This is a genomic window from Ligilactobacillus equi DSM 15833 = JCM 10991 (genome assembly GCF_000615765.1).
Classification (GTDB): domain Bacteria; phylum Bacillota; class Bacilli; order Lactobacillales; family Lactobacillaceae; genus Ligilactobacillus; species Ligilactobacillus equi.
Map to the genome: position 1 here is coordinate 10,881 of NZ_BAMI01000020.1, position 19,840 is coordinate 30,720.

Annotated in this window: 15 protein-coding genes, 3 pseudogenes and 2 other annotated features; of the genes and pseudogenes, 17 read left to right on the forward strand and 1 reads right to left on the reverse strand. The window is 42.1% G+C overall.

All coding sequences use genetic code 11. The annotated features are described in order from the left end of the window. From JCM10991_RS12820 to JCM10991_RS12845, 16 genes and pseudogenes are all read left to right on the forward strand, one after another. Entirely contained in the window at positions 1-720 is a 720-nt protein-coding gene (locus JCM10991_RS12820; RefSeq protein ID WP_051527960.1) for a glycosyltransferase family protein, read from the forward strand. Then, positions 717-3,122, forward strand: coding sequence for a glycosyltransferase (locus JCM10991_RS05955; RefSeq protein WP_025020848.1), 2,406 nt, complete (start codon positions 717-719; stop codon positions 3,120-3,122). Before JCM10991_RS12820 ends, JCM10991_RS05955 begins: the two co-directional genes overlap by 4 nt. Further along, a complete protein-coding gene (locus tag JCM10991_RS14425) occupies positions 3,094-4,068 on the forward strand; it encodes a glycosyltransferase family 2 protein (protein WP_025020849.1) in 975 nt (324 codons plus the stop codon). The genes JCM10991_RS05955 and JCM10991_RS14425 overlap by 29 nt, the downstream gene beginning before the upstream one ends. Positions 4,069-4,082: 14 nt before the next feature. Beyond that, on the forward strand, positions 4,083-5,519 hold the full coding sequence (locus JCM10991_RS05965) for an oligosaccharide flippase family protein (RefSeq protein ID WP_035188199.1): 1,437 nt from the start codon (positions 4,083-4,085) through the stop codon (positions 5,517-5,519). Next, the gene (locus tag JCM10991_RS05970) at positions 5,509-6,315 is read left to right on the forward strand and encodes a LicD family protein (RefSeq protein WP_025020851.1); all 807 of its coding nucleotides are present in this window, start codon (positions 5,509-5,511) and stop codon (positions 6,313-6,315) included. Before JCM10991_RS05965 ends, JCM10991_RS05970 begins: the two co-directional genes overlap by 11 nt. A 5-nt stretch (positions 6,316-6,320) precedes the next feature. After that, positions 6,321-7,205 (forward strand): glucose-1-phosphate thymidylyltransferase RfbA, encoded by an 885-nt coding sequence (rfbA, locus tag JCM10991_RS05975; protein ID WP_025020852.1) that lies wholly within the window; start codon positions 6,321-6,323, stop codon positions 7,203-7,205. Beyond that, positions 7,198-7,778: pseudogene (gene rfbC, locus JCM10991_RS12830) on the forward strand (dTDP-4-dehydrorhamnose 3,5-epimerase). Before rfbA ends, rfbC begins: the two are co-directional and overlap by 8 nt. A gap of 12 nt (positions 7,779-7,790) precedes the next feature. Continuing rightward, a complete protein-coding gene (gene rfbB, locus JCM10991_RS05985) occupies positions 7,791-8,795 on the forward strand; it encodes a dTDP-glucose 4,6-dehydratase (RefSeq protein ID WP_305068730.1) in 1,005 nt (334 codons plus the stop codon). A 4-nt stretch (positions 8,796-8,799) separates the two neighbouring features. Beyond that, entirely contained in the window at positions 8,800-9,690 is an 891-nt protein-coding gene (gene rfbD / locus JCM10991_RS05990) for a dTDP-4-dehydrorhamnose reductase (RefSeq protein WP_025020854.1), read from the forward strand. A 69-nt stretch (positions 9,691-9,759) separates the two neighbouring features. After that, positions 9,760-9,972: a binding site (T-box leader), on the forward strand. Positions 9,973-10,026: 54 nt separating this feature from the next. Beyond that, a pseudogene (locus JCM10991_RS12835) lies at positions 10,027-12,688 on the forward strand (valine--tRNA ligase). Positions 12,689-12,801: 113 nt separating this feature from the next. Then, positions 12,802-13,037, forward strand: a binding site (T-box leader). 187 nt (positions 13,038-13,224) lie between these two features. Continuing rightward, entirely contained in the window at positions 13,225-14,025 is an 801-nt protein-coding gene (locus JCM10991_RS06000; RefSeq protein ID WP_025020855.1) for a 2-keto-4-pentenoate hydratase, read from the forward strand. A gap of 125 nt (positions 14,026-14,150) precedes the next feature. Further along, entirely contained in the window at positions 14,151-14,897 is a 747-nt protein-coding gene (locus tag JCM10991_RS14430; RefSeq protein WP_025020856.1) for a M57 family metalloprotease, read from the forward strand. 103 nt (positions 14,898-15,000) lie between these two features. Next, a complete protein-coding gene (trxA, locus tag JCM10991_RS06010; protein WP_023859004.1) occupies positions 15,001-15,312 on the forward strand; it encodes a thioredoxin in 312 nt (103 codons plus the stop codon). Positions 15,313-15,495: 183 nt separating this feature from the next. Further along, entirely contained in the window at positions 15,496-16,944 is a 1,449-nt protein-coding gene (locus tag JCM10991_RS06015) for an MFS transporter (protein WP_025020857.1), read from the forward strand. A gap of 38 nt (positions 16,945-16,982) precedes the next feature. Then, positions 16,983-17,576 carry a DNA-3-methyladenine glycosylase I gene (locus JCM10991_RS06020; protein WP_025020858.1) on the forward strand — a complete coding sequence of 198 codons (594 nt, stop codon included), beginning with the start codon at positions 16,983-16,985 and terminating at the stop codon, positions 17,574-17,576. 109 nt (positions 17,577-17,685) lie between these two features. Next, positions 17,686-18,806 (forward strand): annotated as a pseudogene (locus JCM10991_RS12845) (NAD(P)-dependent alcohol dehydrogenase). Positions 18,807-18,990: 184 nt separating this feature from the next. Here the strand turns inward: JCM10991_RS12845 and tnpA are convergent. Next, positions 18,991-19,434 carry an IS200/IS605 family transposase gene (tnpA, locus tag JCM10991_RS06030; protein WP_025020859.1) on the reverse strand — a complete coding sequence of 148 codons (444 nt, stop codon included), beginning with the start codon at positions 19,432-19,434 and terminating at the stop codon, positions 18,991-18,993. A 96-nt stretch (positions 19,435-19,530) separates the two neighbouring features. Between tnpA and JCM10991_RS12850 the strand changes: the two genes are divergently transcribed. Further along, a partial coding sequence (locus tag JCM10991_RS12850) for a helix-turn-helix domain-containing protein (protein WP_035188203.1) occupies positions 19,531-19,840 on the forward strand: 310 nt, incomplete at its 3' end.

Here is a 19,840-nt window from a genome sequence, read left to right on the forward strand (position 1 = left end):
ATGTTGGCAGCCAAACGGGACGGTTATGACTGGGTAGTAACTTTGGATCAGGATTCGGTAGTACCAGCTAAACTAGCCATGGTTTTAGCGCAGAATTTAACTGATACGAAGCTAGCGATTGTATGTCCGCAGGTGGTGGATTACCGTCGCCAATATCAAACGGTGGTGACTAGTCCGGCGAGCGAATTTGTTGAGCGGGCGATAACTTCAGGGAGTTGTACTTCCGTGGCCGCCTGGGAGAAAGTTGGTGGTTTTGATGAATGGATGTTTATTGATTTAGTTGATAATGAGTTTTGTAAGCGCCTTAATTTAGCTGGGTACCGCATTTTACAACTTAACAAAGTGATTTTAGACCAAGAGTATGGTGAAATTCAAGCCAAGAATGTCATGGTTCAACGCTTTTGGCAAGGAGTAGCCCAACTACTTGATAATCAGAATTTTGCTAAGTTGGGTTACCGAAAAGCAGTTAATCCTGTAAGAGTTTACTACTGTAATCGCAATGTGATTTATGTTAACCGTAAGTTTAAAGGCCAGGGGATGATTGGTTATGATAGTTTTGGAGCTAAATCTTATGCTGGCTTTTGGCTAACGTTTAATTTAGCTAGTTTTTTACGGGCTCAAGATAAGTTATCGGTTATTAAAGCTATAATTAAAGGCCGACGAGACGGGAGAAAGCAAGCGGTTTTACCCTGGCATACAGAAAGGAAGAGACGGGCGTGAAAAAAATTTTAATTATTAATACGGCTGGCTTGGGGGTTGGTGGGATTACTCAGCATATGTTGAACTATCTCGAAGCTTTGAAACAAAAAGGGGTGGCATTAGAGATTACTGTGGGTATCACGGGGGTAAGGGAGGCAACGGTTTTAAATCAATTACGGGGCTTAGGCTGTAATTTACATTTTTTACCGCATCGCCAAAAAGCCTTGGGATCATATCTTAGAGCTTTGCGTCGCTTATTAAAGTCCGAAAACTTTGAGGTTTTACATGTCCATGGCAATAGTAGCACCATGGCTTTGGAACTAAACTTAGCTAAGTTTTATGGTGTGCCGATTCGGATTGCTCACAGTCATAATTCACGTTGTAGTCAACGCTTGGGCCATTGGTTGTTAAGTCCTATTTTTAGGTCGAGTTATACACAAGCTGTGGCGTGTTCGGAGTTAGCGGGACGTTGGTTGTTTGGGCCGAGAAGATTTAGCGTATTACCTAATGCCATTGATATCGAGCGCTATCGTTTTGACGTGGCTAAACGTAAGGAACGTCGCTTAGCATTAGGTGTTGCAGAGGATACTTTTTTACTGGGACATGTGGGAAATTTTAATGAGCAGAAAAATCAAGCCTTCTTGCTAGAAATTTTAAAGCAGTTACGAACTGCGGGCGTTAAAGCACAGTTACTTTTATTAGGGCAAGGTAAACAGTTAGCGAAAGTTAAGGCTCAAGCCTATGCTCTAGGCTTGGCTGACGAGGTATACTTCTTAGGTTTAAGCAACGAAGTGCCTGCTTGGTTACAAGCGATGGATGCTTTTGTTTTGCCATCTAAGTGGGAGGGGTTTGGGATGGTTTTATTAGAAGCGCAAGTCGCAGGCTTGCCGACCTTGGCTTCCGACCAAGCACCTAAAGATGTTCAAGTTAGTTCACAACTAATATATCTACCTTTAGACGCGGGGGCTAAACGTTGGAGTGAGCAGTTACTAGCATTAGGTCGCATGCGAGTCCAACCCGATCGGCGGCTAGAACGTTATCGCTTGACGGCATGTTTGGAGCAACTTCAAGCCTTTACGGGATTTAAGGAGCACAAAATGACGTATTTTGGTTTTGTCTGGATGCTACTCTTGTTTTTGGCCTGTTTGCTTGTTTTTTTAAGTAATCAAATTGAATATTTAGTGACCTTAGTGATTGTAGCGGGGACCTTACAAAGTACCAACTTTTGGGAATTTGATGGTTTGGTGGTGGGGGCGCAGGTTTTAACTTCTTTGCTTTTTGGAGGCGTGATGTTTCTAATGGTGGGAGCTAGGAAACTAATTTTAGGCAAGTTTCCTTTAGAAACTCAGCCTTGGCGGACGCGGTTATGGGTTTTAATGATGCTAGGCTATATTATTTGTTTATCCTTTTTACAAGGTACTTTTGGGACTAACGCCTTAAAAATTTGGCAATTAGCGAGCTATATCATCTGTTTTTACTACATGTATGTGGCTGGTAAGTTAATTCCGGCAGGTTATCTCTTACGCTTAGTGCGGGGGGTGACGATTTATATCCTGGTGGTTGGTTTTTTACAGTTGTTAATGTCGGTGCATGTGTTGCCAAAATTTATGCTAATTAGTGAATTTTTTTGGAATGATGGCAAGGTACCTAGTATTGATGATGGTAATTTATCTTATATCGTTAAATTCTGGACTCCAGAAATTTATTTCCGCCTTTTTGCGACCTTTATGGAACCATCTTATTTTGCTAGTTTTGCAGTGGGAGCCTTCTTTTTCTTTTTGAGCCAACCTAAAACTTGGGGTAACCTAGCAATTTTAGGGTTCTTACTACTTGAGATTGGCTTGTCCATGTCCTCGACAGCTTATGGAGCCTTAATGGTGACAGGTCTCTTTTACATTTTATTAGCTCAAAAAGGTAGTAGCAGTTTAGGACTTTTGCTTGGTGGCGGCGCAGTGGGGATAGCCATGTATTTTGCTTGTTACGGGGTCTTAGATCGCGTTTTGTTTTCCAAGTTGGCAGGAGGTTCAGCAAATTCACGCTTAAATTGGAATGCAGAAGCCTATCGGACTTTTTTAGGGTCACCAGTCTTTGGAATTGGTTATAAGGAAAAACGAGCCAATGATATCTGGCACACCTTGCTAGCCGAACAAGGAATCTGTGGGTTAGTAATTTATGTGGGTTTTATCCTAAGCTTAGTGGCTCCATTATTTAAGCCACGAAATATGTATAGTAGGGATTATTTGAGCGCAGTTTGGGCAGTACTAGGTTGTGTAGTCACTTTATCGATTGCCGTGCCAGATTTAGACTTAGGAGTTTTCTGGATGTGGCTGAATATTTTAGCGCTCGCGCGGGGACGTCAGCAGGTTTTACGTCAAACTTATGAGGAGGAAAAATGTGATTTCAATTATTGTGCCAGTCTATAATGTTGCGGAATATCTCAGTCGTTGTGTAGCTTCTGTATTAAAGCAAAGCTACAAGGATTGGGAATTAATTTTAATTAATGATGGTTCTACCGACCAATCGGGGACTTTGTGCCAACAATATGCCCAAAGTGATGTTAGAATTCGAGCTCTTCACCAGGAAAACCAGGGACAAGCCGTGGCGCGCAATGCAGGTCTTGAAGCTGCACAAGGTGAGTACCTAGCTTTTTGTGATGCCGATGATTGGTTGACGCCGGATTTTTTGACGCAAGGCTTGGCAGCTTTATTAGAGTCAAAGGCTGATTTGGTGACAGCAAATTACTACCATTATCATCATAATGGGCAGATTAAACCAGTTTTTAGCATGAGCGGGCCGGAGGGGGTCTTTGATAATCGGCAAGCAATGAAATTTTTACTAGCGAATGAAGGAACCTCATCTTCGGTGGGGGCACGGATTTATCGTCGGGAACTTTTTGAAGGGCTACGCTTTATACCAGGACGACTGTTTGAAGATGCAGCCATAAGTCATCGGTTGTTCCAACGTGCAAAGCAGGTGGCCTTTTTGCGCCAGCCAATGATGTATTATTTGAAACGCGAAGGTTCGACTATGAGTCGCCGCGATCAGCAAATTCGTTTGGATGAACTGCAGGCCGCCTCCGAACGCTATTGGGCAGTCCGGCAGACTTATGATGATGAATTGGCAACCTTGGCTTTTGCGAGTTATCTTTACGATTTAATTCATGTTAAGGAGTGTTTTTTGCTTGAAGATTATCCTTTAACGAAATTAGCCCCTTATGAAACAATGCTCCGCACAGAACTTGCTAAGTATCGTTACCGTTTTTGGCAGTATTTACCAGGACGGAAAAAAATCGAGGCTGGATTTTTATTGTATGGAAATATCGGCTTGGTATTTGGAGTGAAATTGATGCGAAGGTGGCGAAAAAAGTGATGAAACATAGGTCAATGAGTTTAAATGCCATCTTAGGAATTGTGAAGACTTTGACGAACCTTGCTTTCCCACTACTAACTTATCCTTATATCACACGGGTTTTATCCGTGAGTAATTTAGGTAAGGTCAATTTTAGTCAGACATTAGTAAGTTATTTTGCGATTCTAGCTCAGTTTGGGATTTTGCAATTCGCGGTACGGACCGGGGCTCCTTTACGTGATCAACCTACTTCATTTAAGACTTTTGCACGGCAAGTTTTTTCTATCAATGTGATAACGACAAGTATAGCTCTAATTTTGTTAGGGCTGGTAATGATTTTACCCACACCATTAATGGCCTACCGTCCCTATGTGATAATTTTGAGTTTGACAGTGCTAAGTGTGCCTTTAGCCGTTGATTGGCTGTGCTTTATTTTTGAAGATTTTCTCTATCTTACCCTACGAACGATTTTGATTAATGTTGTGTCGATATTATTGATGTTTAGGTGGGTCAAAGACGATAGTGATGTCTTGCTTTACGTGTTCTTATTAGCATTGGTAGCTAGCGTAGGGAATTTGAGTAATTTTTTATATACCCGTAAATATGTCAAATTATCCTTGATACGGCAAACGAACTGGTCTCAGTACCGCGGATCGCTGTGGCTCTTTTTTATTACGAGTTTGACAACGATGGTGTATTTAAACGCCGATATAACTTTACTAGGACTTTTGGCTTCCAATCAGGCAGTTGGTTTATATGCAGTGGCCACCAAGGTCTATGCGGTTACAAAACAGCTCATTAACTCAGCTATTACAACTACGCTGGCACGTTTAGCTTATGTGCAAAGGCAAGATGAACAAGCTTTTAGGACTTTATTACGTCAAATCATTGCGGTAACGAGTTTTTTTGCATATCCACTAATGATGGGAATTATTTTGCTGCGACGCGAAGCTTTGTTAATCTTAGCGACACCAACTTACTTGGTGGCAGCACCGACCTTGGCTTTATTGGCGTTAGCGTTAATTTTTGGTGTGTTTGCGAATGTTTTAGGGCAGGGCTTATTGGTAGTTTTGCAGCGAGAAAAATATGTGGTTTGGGCTAGTATAGCTAGTGCCGTAGTGAATGTTTTGCTGAACTTTTGGTTAATCCCATTAGCAGGAATTGCTGGGGCTGCGCTAACAACAATTATTGCGGAAATAGTGTTGTTAGCGGTGACAGCTTATGGAGCGCGGGAATATTTACCGATAATTTTTACGCTTTCAGATCAGTTTAAAGCACTTGGTGGTTCTTTAGTGATGTTAGTGAGTGGACTTTTTTGGCAAGAATGGTTGCATTCACATTTGGTTTTAAGAGTTGTGGAAACGGTAGCTGTTGCGGGGGTAATTTATCTAGCTATTATGTGGCTTTTTAGAAGTCAAACTTTGAAAATAATGGTGGCTTATTTACGAAAGGGGCAGGGTAATGTTAAGTAAGGTGGAATTAACACGGATTCAGGCTTTACAATTAGAACTTTTAGTAGAGCTTGATCGTCTTTGTCGCCGTCATGGTCTTACTTATAGCTTGGCTTACGGGACTTTATTAGGAGCGATTCGGCATGGTGGCTTTATTCCTTGGGATGATGACGTGGACATTATGTTACCGCGGGCTGACTACGAGCGTTTGCGTCAGGTGTGTGCGCAGGAACTTGATAGTAAAAAGTATTTTTATCAAAGTCGCCAAACTGATCCGGAGTATCATTTTTTATACGATAAAATTCGGATTAATAATACCCTTTTTAAAGAAGCCGCTTTGGCACCACATGCGATTCATCATGGCCTTTATCTTGATATTTTTCCGGTAGATTTTTTACCAGAAAATTTATGGTTAAGAAGGTGGCATAGTTGGCGTTTTCAATGGCGGCGCAATGTTTTGATGGCCAAGTATTTGAATTTAAAAAGTCGTCATGGGACAAAGCGGCTAGCTGCCAGGGGGCTTCGGTGGTTATTTAAAGATTACGAACTAACGGCTTTAGCCTCTGAAGCTGAAGCGCTTGCGCGACAGAGTCCAGTTTCAGCAGTTTGTGGAATTTTAGGCTATCAAGAAGTTTTTAGCACACAAATTTTGCAGGAATGTGTGGATTGGGAGTTTGCGGGTCACAAGTTAGCGGTACCGAAGAAGTATGCAATACTTTTGAAGCAACTTTATGGTGATTATCAAACTTGGCCGACAGATAGTGAGCGCCAAACGTGTCATGATTTAGTAGCATATCAACTTTTGGGAAAGGAATGAAAAAATTGAAAGGCATTATTTTAGCAGGAGGATTAGGCAGTCGGTTATATCCTACCACACGTGGGGTCTCTAAACAGCTGATTTCTATTTATGATAAACCCATGATTTATTATCCCTTGTCAACTTTGATGTTAGCTGGTATTCGTGAAATTTTGGTGATTGCGCGCTCGGAGCATTTACCGCTGTTTAAACAGCTTTTAGGGGATGGCTCTGACTGGGGGGTAAATTTGTCGTATCAGGTCCAAACTGAACCAAAGGGTTTGGCGGAAGCTTTTATTTTAGGGCGGGACTTTATCGGTAATGATCAGGTTTGTTTAGCTTTAGGGGATAACATTTACTATGGTGATGGCTTGGCTCATAAATTACAGGCGGCAGCGAAAAATCCGCTAGGAGCAACGGTTTTTGGTTATCAAGTAGACGACCCTAAGCGTTTCGGGGTGGTGGAGTTTGATGCCCAAAAGCGGGCTTTATCATTGGAAGAAAAACCACAAGAACCCAAGAGTAATTATGCTGTCACAGGCCTGTATTTTTATGATAATGAAGTGGTTGAAATTGCTTCAGACTTAACGCCTTCAGCACGCGGAGAGTTAGAAATTACGGATATTAATCGGGAGTACTTGCGACGTGGGAAGTTGGAAGTGAAACTTATGGGAAGTGGTTATTTCTGGTTAGATACTGGGACACCGGATGCGATGTTGGAGGCAGCAAGTTTTATTGCTACTATTCAAAAACGGCAAAATATCAAGGTGGCGTGCTTAGAAGAAATTGCTTACCGACAAGGTTGGATTTCTCAGGCTCAGTTATTTGCTTTGGCTCAGCCTTTAAAGAAAAATGACTATGGGCGTTACTTATTACGTCTAGCGCAAGAGGAGGTAGCGGAAAATGGCTAAATTTATGGTACACCCAACCAATTTACAAGATGTTAAGTTACTGACGCCAACGGTGCACGGGGATCAACGTGGATTTTTCAGTGAAAGTTACACGGCGCGTGATTTTAAAGAAGTCGGTATTCGCCAAGATTTTGTCCAAGATAATCACTCCTATTCACGCCAAGCCGGGGTCCTACGGGGGCTACATTTCCAAACCGGCGAGGTGCCCAAACAAAACTAATTCGTGTGGTTACTGGAGTAGTGTATGATGTTTTAGTTGACTTACGCCAAGGTTCGCCCACCTATTTAAAAACGGAAGGCTATCTGCTTACGGGTCATAATCAGCGTCAACTTTTGGTGCCTAAGGGCTTTGCACATGGCTTTGTTACCTTGACAGATGAGGTACATTTTCTGTATAAATGTGATAACTATTACTGCAAACAAGCTGAAGGAGGGATTTCTTGGCAAACACCGGAACTGTCAGGAATTTGGCCTCTCGCTGTAGACCAGGCCCTTCTTTCGCCAAAGGATACACAACTACCGACTCTAGCGGAATTTAGACAAAACAATCCTTTTGTTTACGGGAAAATTTAGGAGGAAGCAATCTTGAAAAAATTAATGGTAACTGGTGGTGCAGGTTTTATTGGCGCAAATTTTGTACGTTATGTGATAGAAAAACATCCCGAAGTGCAAGTTACAGTGCTAGATAAGTTGACTTATGCGGGGAAACGGGAAAATTTGGCCGGTTTACCTAGTGAGCGTTTACAGTTGGTTGTGGGGGATATTGGTGACGAAAATTTAGTAGATAGGTTAGTGAAGCAAACGGATGCCGTGGTACACTTTGCAGCTGAAAGTCATAATGATAATTCGTTGCAAAATCCTAAGCCATTTATTCAGACCAATATTGTGGGGACAGCGGTCTTATTGGAAGCTTGTCGAAAGTATGACGTGCGTTACCATCATGTGTCGACGGATGAGGTTTATGGCGATTTGCCTTTGGATGGGGGCAAGTTTACCCCAGATAGTCCCTATCGCCCTTCGAGTCCTTATTCGGCCTCCAAGGCAGCGTCAGATATGTTAGTGCGAGCCTGGGTACGTTCCTTTGGTTTACGGGCGACGCTATCCAATTGTTCAAATAACTATGGGCCTTATCAGCATATTGAAAAATTTATTCCGCGCCAAATCACTAATATTTTGTGCGGAATTCGTCCTAAGTTATACGGAACCGGGCAAAATGTGCGCGATTGGATTTACGTTGATGATCATTCAGCCGCCGTGTGGCAGATTTTAACTGCTGGACGGATTGGTGAGACTTACTTAATTGGCGCTAATGGTGAAAAAAGCAATCAAGAAGTTTTAACCGCCATTCTTGAAACTATGGGCCAACCTTTAGATGCTTATGATTGGGTGCGGGATCGTCCAGGCCATGATTTACGTTACGCTATTGACGCTAGTAAATTGCAGCGTGAGTTAGGCTGGCAACCACAATATACGGACTTTCAGCAAGGCTTGCGAGCTACGATTGTTTGGTATCAGGAACATCGGGACTGGTGGAAAAAGGACAAGGCTGTGGTGGAGGCGAGGTATGCGCAGGAATTAAAGAAAGGATGAAGGAATGAAATACTTGGTAACCGGGGCGTCTGGCCAGCTAGGTCAGGCGGTGATGCGGGCGATAAAACGCAGCGGACAAGTTGGCGTTGGTACGACCACTAAGGCAAGTGAAATGAGCGCGTATTTGACTTTAGATATTAGAGATGCGGCGAAAGTTGCGCGCGTGGTAGCTACCGTTCGCCCAGATGTCATTATTCATTGTGCGGCTTGGACGGCAGTGGATGCAGCTGAAGATAAAAAATGGCAGAATCTAATTTGGCAAACTAATGTTGAGGGTACTGCTAACCTAGCTCGGGCCGCGCGTGAAGTGGATGCAAAGCTGATTTATCTTTCAAGTGATTATGTCTTTGATGGAAGCGGACAAAAACCGTGGCAGGCGGATGACAAGTGCTATCAACCCATAAATTTTTACGGCCAGAGTAAGCTAGCAGGGGAATTGGCTGTCGCACGGAGTTTAACCAAATACTTTATTGTTCGCACTTCATGGGTTTTTGGTCTAGGTGGTAGTAATTTTGTTGAGGTAATGTTAAAATTGGCGACCCAGCAAAATAGTATATCAGTTGTTGCAGATCAAATCGGCACCCCCACCTATACGGAGGACTTAGCTTGTCTTTTAGTGGAGATGGCAGCAAGTGAGCAGTATGGTTACTATCATGCTAGTAATGAGGGTGGTTATCTTTCTTGGGCGGAGTTTGCGACTGAAATTTTCAAACAAGCGAACCAAGCAGTTACCGTTTTACCAGTGACAAGCACAAGCTATATGGCTAGTAAAGCCCCTCGGCCCCATAATAGTCGCTTGGATAAAAGTAAATTAGTCGCTACTGGCTTTAGCCCATTACCATCTTGGCAGGATGCTTTGAGGCGGTATTTACGAGCACGACAGCAATTTGTATAAAATATGTGCTGTGGGAATTTTTGTGGAAAATGGACTTGACCACGAGGGCGTTTGCGCTTAAAATTATGCTTATAAGCAATGAACCAAGAGGAGTATTCAGGCAAGTTTTTTCAAGAGACATAATCCTTGGCTGGAAGATTATGAAAACGGATGGATACGGGTAGCTTGGGAGCTGTTGGCTTGAAAATTAAGTAGGGCCAACCGGATTTACATTCGTTAACAGTAAACAAGCGGGGCATGAAAGCCCAATTTAGGTGGTACCACGGCACTGTCGTCCTATATTAAGGATGGCGGTGCTTTTTTGTTTCCCGCGGTATGATAAGAAAGGAAGATTTGATGACTAAAGAAATGTCAACAAAATACGACCCAAGTCAAGTTGAACCGGGTCGTTATCAAAAATGGGTTGAAGCCGGCGTCTTCAAGCCTAGTGGCAACCCTGATGCAAAGCCATATTCTATCGTAATTCCTCCCCCAAATGTGACGGGTAAATTGCACTTAGGTCACGCCTGGGATACAACTTTACAAGATTTAATTATTCGTCAAAAACGGATGCAAGGTTTTGATACCTTATGGTTACCAGGGATGGACACGCTGGGATTGCAACTCAAGCCAAAGTGGAAGCACGTTTAGCTGAATCTGGGGTTTCTCGCTATGACTTAGGTCGGGAAAAATTCGTGGAAAAGACTTGGGAATGGAAAGATGAGTATGCTGCCATTATCAAGCAACAATGGGCAAAGATGGGGATTTCGGTTGATTATGATCGCGAACGCTTCACTTTAGATGAAGGTTTATCTAAAGCAGTACGGAAAGTCTTCGTCGACCTTTACAACAAAGGTTTAATCTACCGGGGTGAATTTATCATCAACTGGGACCCTAAGGCACGGACTGCCTTATCTGACATCGAAGTTATCCACAAAGATGACCAAGGGGCCTTCTACCATGTGAAGTATTTCTTTGAGGACGAAAACTTTACTTTCAACGGGAAGAACTACATTGAAATTGCAACGACCCGTCCAGAAACGATGATGGGTGACGTGGCCGTAGCCGTGAACCCCGATGACGAACGTTACAAGGAATTGGTAGGTAAGAAGGTTATCTTGCCACTCCAAGGCCGTCACATTCCAATTATTGCGGATTCTTATGTTGATATTGAATTTGGGACGGGGATGGTGAAGATTACTCCAGCCCACGACCCTAACGACTTTGAAGTTGGTAACCGTCATGATTTGGAAAGAATCAACACCATGAATGAAGATGGTACCATGAATGAATTGGCTGGTAAGTACAATGGTATGGACCGCTTTGATGCCCGCAAAGCCATTGTTAAGGACTTGGAAGACCAAGGTTACATGATTAATATCGAACCAATCGTTCACTCTGTGGGACATTCTGAAAGAACTGGGGTTCAAGTAGAATCGCGTCTTTCAACGCAATGGTTTGTGAAGATGAAGCCTTTAGCTCAAGCGGCTTTGGATAACCAAGACACAGACGACGAACGCGTTGAATTCTACCCACCACGTTTTGAAGGGACTTTCCAACACTGGATGGAAAATATTCATGACTGGGTTATCTCCCGACAACTATGGTGGGGTCACCAAATTCCTGCTTGGTACAACAAGCACACCGGGGAAACTTACGTTGGCATGGAAGCCCCTGCGGACATTGAAAACTGGGAACAAGATCCTGACGTATTAGATACTTGGTTCTCTAGTGCTTTATGGCCATTTTCAACCATGGGTTGGCCAGATACTGATGCCGAAGATTACAAGCGTTACTTCCCAACTAATACTTTAGTTACTGGTTACGACATCATCTTCTTCTGGGTTTCTCGGATGATTTTCCAATCCGTTGAATTTACAGGCCACCGTCCATTTAATAATGTTTTAATTCATGGTTTAATCCGGGATGAGCAAGGCCGCAAGATGTCTAAGTCCTTAGGTAATGGGATTGACCCAATGGACGTCATCGATAAGTATGGGACCGATGCTTTACGTTGGTTCTTAACTTACGGTTCCACTCCGGGTCAAGACGTCCGTTTCTCTTACGCAAAGATGGATGCTGCTTGGAACTTTATCAACAAGATTTGGAACGCGAGTCGTTTCGTTATCATGAATTTGGATGAAAATACGAAGGCGGAATTGCCAGCTCAGAGTGAATGGCAATTAGCTGACAAGTGGATTCTAAGTCGTTTGAACGATACCGTTGAAAAGGTTACCGACTTCTTTGAACGTTTCGAATTTGGGGAAGCCGACCGAGCCCTTTACAACTTTATCTGGAACGACCTTTGTGACTGGTACATTGAAATGGCTAAGGAAAACCTTAATGGCGCTGACGCTAAGTTGAAGGCTAACACGCAAAACATCCTGTGCTATGTCTTAGACCAAACTTTACGTCTCTTGCACCCTGTGATGCCGTTTGTGACCGAAGAAATTTGGCAAACAATGCCACATGAAGGTGAATCCATCGTGACCGCTGCTTACCCAGTAGTTCACACTGAATTTAAGAACGAAGATGCTGAAAAGCAAATGGGCGTCTTAATTGACTTAATCAAGGCGGTACGGATGCAACGAGCTGAAGTGAATGCCCCAATGTCTAGTGCAATTGACTTGATGATTAAGACTTCTGATGCCGAATTAAAGACGATGTTTGAAACTAACCGCGACTACATTGACCGCTTCTGCCACCCTAAGGAATTAACGATTGCCTCTGATATTGAAGCACCATCTTGGCCTTAACATCTGTGATTACTGGGGCTGAAGTTTACATTCCATTAGGTGATTTGGTAGACTTGGATGCTGAAGTTGCTCGTCTGCAAAAGGAAGCTAAGAAGCTTGAAGGCGAAGTTACTCGGGCCGAAAAGAAACTGGGAAATGAACGTTTCGTAGCCAATGCACCAGAAGAGGTCGTAGCAGGCGAAAAGGCAAAGTTAGCTGATTACCAAAGTAAATTACAAGCCACTCAAGACCGGATTGCGGACTTACAAACGCAATTAGGTTAAGAGGTTATGAACCATTGCCATTTTTGGTGATGGTTTTTTAGATTGTAATGATATTTTTTTAATTTTACGGTTGACTTTTTTCATTTTTGGTTTTATGATATGAACCATCAAATACAAAGACGAAGAGCAGAACAAGTACGAAAGTCTGGGAAATCAGAGATTAGGTGGCGCTGCGAACCTAACCAAGGGCTTTGGGAAAAATCATCTGTGAGTCGCGTATCGATGGTAACGGAGAATACGCTGGGTCCACCCATTACCGTGGCAACGAATCGCTAGGGCAACCTAGCCGCTCGTGTGAGGCAAGGAAACTTGCAAAAAAAGGTGGTACCACGTTTGAAACGTCCTTTGTAATTCCCCCATGGCGGGAGTTATGAGGGACGTTTTTGTGTTTGAGGAGATTTTAATAAAAAGGAAGGTGAGTGTCATGTCGGACGGAGACATTAGTGGCATTAGAAACAATTACTTAACAAAATCAAATTACAGGCACTCACGTGTGAGCATAGGGTGAGTGTTTCTCAAAAATGGAGGAATTTATTATGACTAATCAATTAACTGCTAAACAAGAAGCATTTGCACAAGCTTTATACCGAGCTTATCAAGAAGTAGACGCCTTAAAAGAAAGTGACTGGCAAGAGGTTGTCAGCGATGATCAAAGTGCCTACCAAGTCCAAGCCCGGGTCATGGAACTTAAGGGTGAACCCGTAGGCGGTTACAAGGTTTCTTTGACCAGTGAACAAACCCAAAAAATGTTTGAATCTGATTGTCCTTTGTACGGGGCGCAAGTGGCGGACCGTTTCTTAATGGCCCCAGCCACGGTTTCCTTGCAAAATTTAAATGAACCCTTGGTGGAAGTCGAACTTGCCTTTCGGGCCAAGGAAGATTTAGATGCCAGTGCCAGTCTGGAAGACTTATTTACCAAGACGACGGTTGCCGGCGCAGTTGAAGTACCGGATGCGCGTTTTGTTAATTGGTTCCCAGATCTATCCAAGTACATGGTGATGTCTGATTGCGCAGTCGGGGGCTTGGTCGTTTATGGTTTTGAGCGTGATACCCAAGAGGTGTTTGCAGATGTTGCGGATGTCGCTAAGGTGCAAGCTGACTTATTCTTCAATGATGAAAAAGTAGGGGGTGGTCAGGCTAGTGAAGTACTCGGTAATCCACTCAAGGCTTTGAAGTGGTTAGTCGATACTCTAGATGCTCAAGGTAAGGGTGGCTTGAAAAAAGGTCAGGTTGTTTCTTCCGGAACCTTCCTTTTACCTCCTGCTTTAAAGGCAGGTAAATGGGAAGCCCGTTTTGATCGAGGCTTCGGTGATGTCACCGTAAAGGTAACCAAATAAGTTGCAGACTATCTTGCTTAGCGGCAGGATAGTTTTCTTTTATTAAATTTCTGATAATTGTACTTCCATTTTATTAGTGAAATTTAAACTTGTGGTATGATGTTAAATGAGGAGGGATTTATTAATTGCGAAAAATTTTGCTAATCCTATTAGTGGGCAGTAGCTTAGTTTACAGCTATCAAGCGAGTCCTAAATTACAAAATCAAGTACAAGAAATTAGAACAGACAGTTTATATAAAGACGTTAATACGGCGGTTAGTTTGCAGTGGGAAACCTTTATCAAACAAATTAAAGGCTATCTTGGTTTAGGAAGTGGCATTCAAGCCAAACAAACCGAGCCCGGTAGCTCTTCGGGGCGCTGGACTTTTGATAGTAGTGGTCAGGAAACTAGTTCGCAAAGCAGTACTTCGGACGCCGATGTGACACCTAAATGGAAACAAAATTCAGCAACGGTCTATATTGATATTGCCGATGATGAAGCCAATTACCGTCAAGCCTGGCAAGAGGCTATCCAAAAATGGAATAGCTACGGAGTGTTCAAACTGACCATGGCCTCCGATGAAGAGAAGGCCGATATTGTTTTGAAAACGGAAAATGAGTCAACGACTGGTGAGGCTGGGGTCACTAAAACGGAATACGTGCAAAGTTATGATGGCTCAAGTGCCTACTTCACTAAGGCAACAGGATATCTTAATACTTACTATCTGAGCCAATATTCGTGGTCAAGAGTCGTTAATACTGCCGAACACGAACTCGGACACGCCATGGGCTTGGCACACACAGATGATTATAATTCAGTTATGTATCCACGAGGCTCGGAACACGGCATTGAATCAACTGATGTGACTAAGCTAAAAGAGTTATATAAATAAGCGGTGTATGATATAATTAGTTTCTAGCAAACTAATGACTTGCTTTTTAGCACCGTTTAGAGTAAACTTACTTTTAGAAAGTAAGTAAATGGAGGAAATTAATATGGTTAAAGATTTAACTGATGCAACTTTCGAGCAAGAAACCGCTACAGGCGTGACATTCACTGATTTCTGGGCAACATGGTGTGGTCCTTGTCGGATGCAATCACCCGTCGTGGAACAATTAGCAGAAGAAATGGGGGACAAGGTTAACTTCAACAAGGTTGATGTGGACCAAAACCAAGAAACTGCTGCTAAGTTTGGGATTATGAGTATTCCAACTATGCTAATTAAGAAAGATGGTCAAGTAGTAGAATCCATCGTGGGTTACCACTCAAAGGAACAACTTGAAGCTAAGTTAGCTCCTTACATCTAAAGTGAAAAAGAGTTCAGTGTATCGACTGAACTCTTTTTTTATGCCATGGTGGCAGAGAAGGAATAAAAGTAGTACTTTTTTGCATAATTTTTAATTTTGGCTATAGAGGTTAAGAGAGTATAAATAAAAGCCATTTATTGTTATAATCAGTAAGGATTGTGATAGAAGAGAGGAGAATTTATTGTGAAGCAAAAACAAATTAAAGCCGTTACTGGAGCCTTAATTTTGGCTAATATCATGTCAGGATTGGATGCGACCATTATTAATACGGCTTTGCCAGCGATTATTGCAGATTTACAAGGAATTCAATTTATGGGGTGGATTGTGGCTGTATTTCTGTTGGGAGTTTGTATGTCAACCCCTATCTGGGGAAAGGTTGGTGAAATCATAGGTTACAAACGGACCTTTCAGATTGCCCTGATAATTTTTATTTTGGCATCACTTGCCGAAGCCGTGGCACCCAATATTTACTTTTTTCTAGTAGCGCGGACCATCATGGGGATTGGTGGTGGAGGTATGGGGAGTTTACCCTATGTAATTTTAGGTAAAATCATCGCTAATCTTCATGCGCGGACGAAGGCCATGGGTTTTTTAGGGGCAAGTTTTTCGTTGGCCTCGATTTTCGGGCCCCTCTTAGGTGGGATAATTGTTGATTTTTTGGCTTGGGAATGGATTTTTTATATCAATATCCCACTGGGTTTGCTAACAATCTGGTTACTACAAGTTAATTATCAAGAAGAAGTGCCAACACATCAATTCCAGTTTGATTTCTTAGGTGCGGGGCTATTAGTGAGCGGGTTATGCGCGTTCTTAGTAGGGCTACAATTAGTTGGGCTAACCAGAGTGGAGTGGATTTTGCTGTTCGTGTTTTTGGGTCTGCTTTTGTTGGGGCTTTTCTGGTGGTGGGAAGGTCGTGTTGAAGCACCATTGATTCAAAGACGAATTTTTCACAATGGGACTTTAGTACGGGACTTTCTCATTTTTGGGTTAGCTTGGGGTGGCTTTATTGCCTATAACACTTATGCTTCGGTTTGGGCGCAAGGCCTGCTAGGGCTAAGTGCCTTATTTGGGGGCTTGACCCTGATTCCCAACGCTGTGGCTGATATTATCGGAACCCAAATGGCAACTTACTTTCAAGATCATTTTCGTGCTAAGACAACCTTAAATGTGGGACTGATAACGATTTTGCTAACACTACTAATAATGACTTTCTTATCGCTACAAGCTTCCTTAGTTTGGGTAATGGGTGCCGGGATCTTTGCGGGCTTTGGTGTTGGTTTGGTTTTTGTAATTTTACAAGTTAAGGTCCAAGAAGATGCAGGGCCTGATTTAGGGGTAGCAACTTCAATTTCTTATTTGATGCGAATCTTAGCTCAATCCTTAATGTCGGCGACTTATGGAATTGTGCTTAATCAAAAGTTAGCCCAAGGTGTCAGTCAACATGCCCACATTAACTTGAAAATGTTAAACAAGTTAACTGATGCGCAAACGGCCGTAACTTTACCGCAAGAACTTTTACCAATTTTGCGTCAGGTCTTGCATCAAGGATTAGGAGCGATTATGGTTACCGGGGCAAGTTTATTAATTTTGGCTTTGATGGGCAATAATTGGCAGAAAAAAAGCTTAAAATAAAATTTTTTGCGTATTTATATAATAGAGGGGTGATTTTGATGGATAAGTGTCCATGGGCTTTGACCCATCCTTTACTCGAAAAATACCATGACGAGGTATGGGGGAAGCCGGTTTATGATGAAAATAAATTATACGAGATGTTGGTACTAGAGAGCTTTCAGGCGGGTTTATCTTGGCTAACGATTTTGAAGCGATACGATGGGTTTAAGGCGGCTTTTTGCGATTTTGAGTGGCAAAAGGTAGCCCGCTTTACTGCAGATGACGTGACCCGACTCTTACAAAACGAAACTATTATTCGCCATCGGGGCAAGATTGAGGCAACTATTAACAATGCTCAGGTGCTCCAAAAGTTAGCTAATTCACAAGTGAGCTTATATGATCTTTTATGGGATGAGGTTGGGCACCAGCAAATCTTAAATCACTGGCAATTTAGTGAAGAAGTTCCGAGTCAAGATGCCATCGCTCAACGTTTAGCCAAGAAGCTCAAGAAGTTAGGCTTTAAATTTGTGGGACCGACTACCTGTTATTCTTTGATGCAGGCCTGTGGTTTGGTCAATGATCACCTGGAGTCGTGTCCTTCCTGGAAGAAATGTCAAGAAGTTGATTTCGGGGATGGTAGTGTCAGCTATTAGTCAAAAAGTGTAGATATGATACTTAAAATGTGAATAAATGTCATTGAAAACGGTTGCTTGTGAAGTTTATAATAAGGGCGTAAATTAAAACAAGAAGAGGTAATCTATTATGAAAATTAAAGCAGCCGTTGTACCTGAAGTCGGTGCTGATTTTGAAGTTCGTGATGACGTAGAATTACATGCTGTTGGTCCCACTGACTTACAAATCCATATGGTGGCTTCTGGAATCTGTCACTCTGACGAAGCCATTCGGAAAGGTGATGCTAGCCTTGGGTACCCTGTGGTCTTAGGACATGAAGGTGCCGGAATTGTGGAAAAAGTTGGCTCTCAAGTTACCAATTTCAAGCCTGGTGATCATGTCATTTTATCATTCTACTCAGACGGAATGTGTGATAATTGTTTAAAGGGAATTCCAACCCAATGTCGTTCCTATGCGAAGTACAATTTGTCAGGGACGCGGCTGATGGTGAAGACCACTTCCAAATTGATGGTAAGCATGTTTCTGACATGTTCAATCAATCATCCTTTACCACGACCACAGTGGTTGACCAAAGAAATGCCGTTAAGGTTGACGAAAGTGTCGATTTGCGGAAGGCAGGTCCTTTAGGCTGTGGTTACGTAACTGGTTCTGGGACCGTCTTTAATACCTTGCAACCAAAGCCTGGAGACACCATTGCTGTCTTTGGAACCGGGGCCGTTGGGTTAGCTGCCATGATGGCCGGTAAGATTTCTGGCTGTATCAAGGTGATTGCTGTTGATATCGTGCCTGAACGTTTGAAATTAGCCCAAGAATTAGGGGCAACGCATGCTATTAACAGTAAGGAAGAAAATGCAGTTGAAAAAATTAGGGAATTAACTAATGGTTACGGTGTCGATTGGACCGTTGATACTACGGGAATTCCGGCGGTCATCAAGGATTCTGTGGCGGCTTTAGCACAAGGTGGAACCTGTGCTGCCATTGCGGTAACGCCTCATTTGGTTGAATTATCTACTTGGAATGACCTTTGTGTGGATGACAAGAAGGTTGTCGGAGTTAACATGGGTGACTCCATCCCTCAAGTTGATATTCCACGTTTAATCGAATTTAACAAGTTAGGCTGGTTTGACTATGAAAAGACCGAAAAGTTCTACGACTTTGAAGATATTAATCAAGCTAATGCAGATTCGGTTTCTGGGAAGACGATTAAGCCTGTCTTAATCATCGATAAAGACTATCAACCAGAAGCTTAAGACAAACGGGCGCTCCGGTTCTTTACGAATCGCTGTGTTTAACAATTTTTAATCAATCTAAGAATTCGAATTTGGATTCTTAGATTGATTTTTTATTATATATTCGATGACCACGGGGCGGGAATCCATGGGTTTTAACCTATGGAGGGATAGCCCCTAACTAAAAAAGCCCGTGAGGGCTTTTTTAGTTTTTCATCATAGCATTATATTTCTGGTCATTAATATATTTTTGCACTGTTTCTTTACTCATATTACCTAATGAACCTAAGTAATAACTGGAAGACCACAAATGTCCGCTCCAATACTGATGTGCTTTAATCTCTGGGTGTGCTTTTAGAAATATAAATGCACTTCTACCTTTTAGTGCCTTAATAACATCAACCGCTGATTTCCTAGGTGGAAAAGAAATTAGCAGATGTACATGGTCAGGCATAACTTCCATATTTTCGATGGTTATTTCATTATCATCAGCTACTCGTTGAAGGATATCCTTCATTTCATTAGATAATTCATCAGTTATAAAAGTTTTGTTTCTGTATTTAGTACACCAAATAAGATGAAAGTGCAGATTATAAACGTATCTTTGAGTATAAATTGCATCCTTAATTCTAGTTTTTTTATCAGTCATTGCATAGAACTCTTTTCCTTTTATTTATACATGTTTATTTTTTATTATACCACTCATTGTGATATAATAAAAGCATAGAAAGTGAGGTGAAAATCAATGAAGAAAATATGTGATTTAGCATATTATTACGGATTAAAAATGCGGATATATCCTAGTACTCAACAAAAGCAAATTATTAAAGTTAATTCTGATATCAGTAGAACTGTCTACAATAAGATGGTTGCGATCGACAAAGAATTATACCGACTAAAACAAGTTAAGTTACCTCTTGATACGGTTGTTGACCGTATTAGTGAGTTAGAAAGTCGTAAAAACGCTAGAAATATGGCTAACCATTACCAGTACATGCAAGACAAACGTGTTGATAGTGATATGATGGCGAATGCCATTAAAAATTATAAAAACA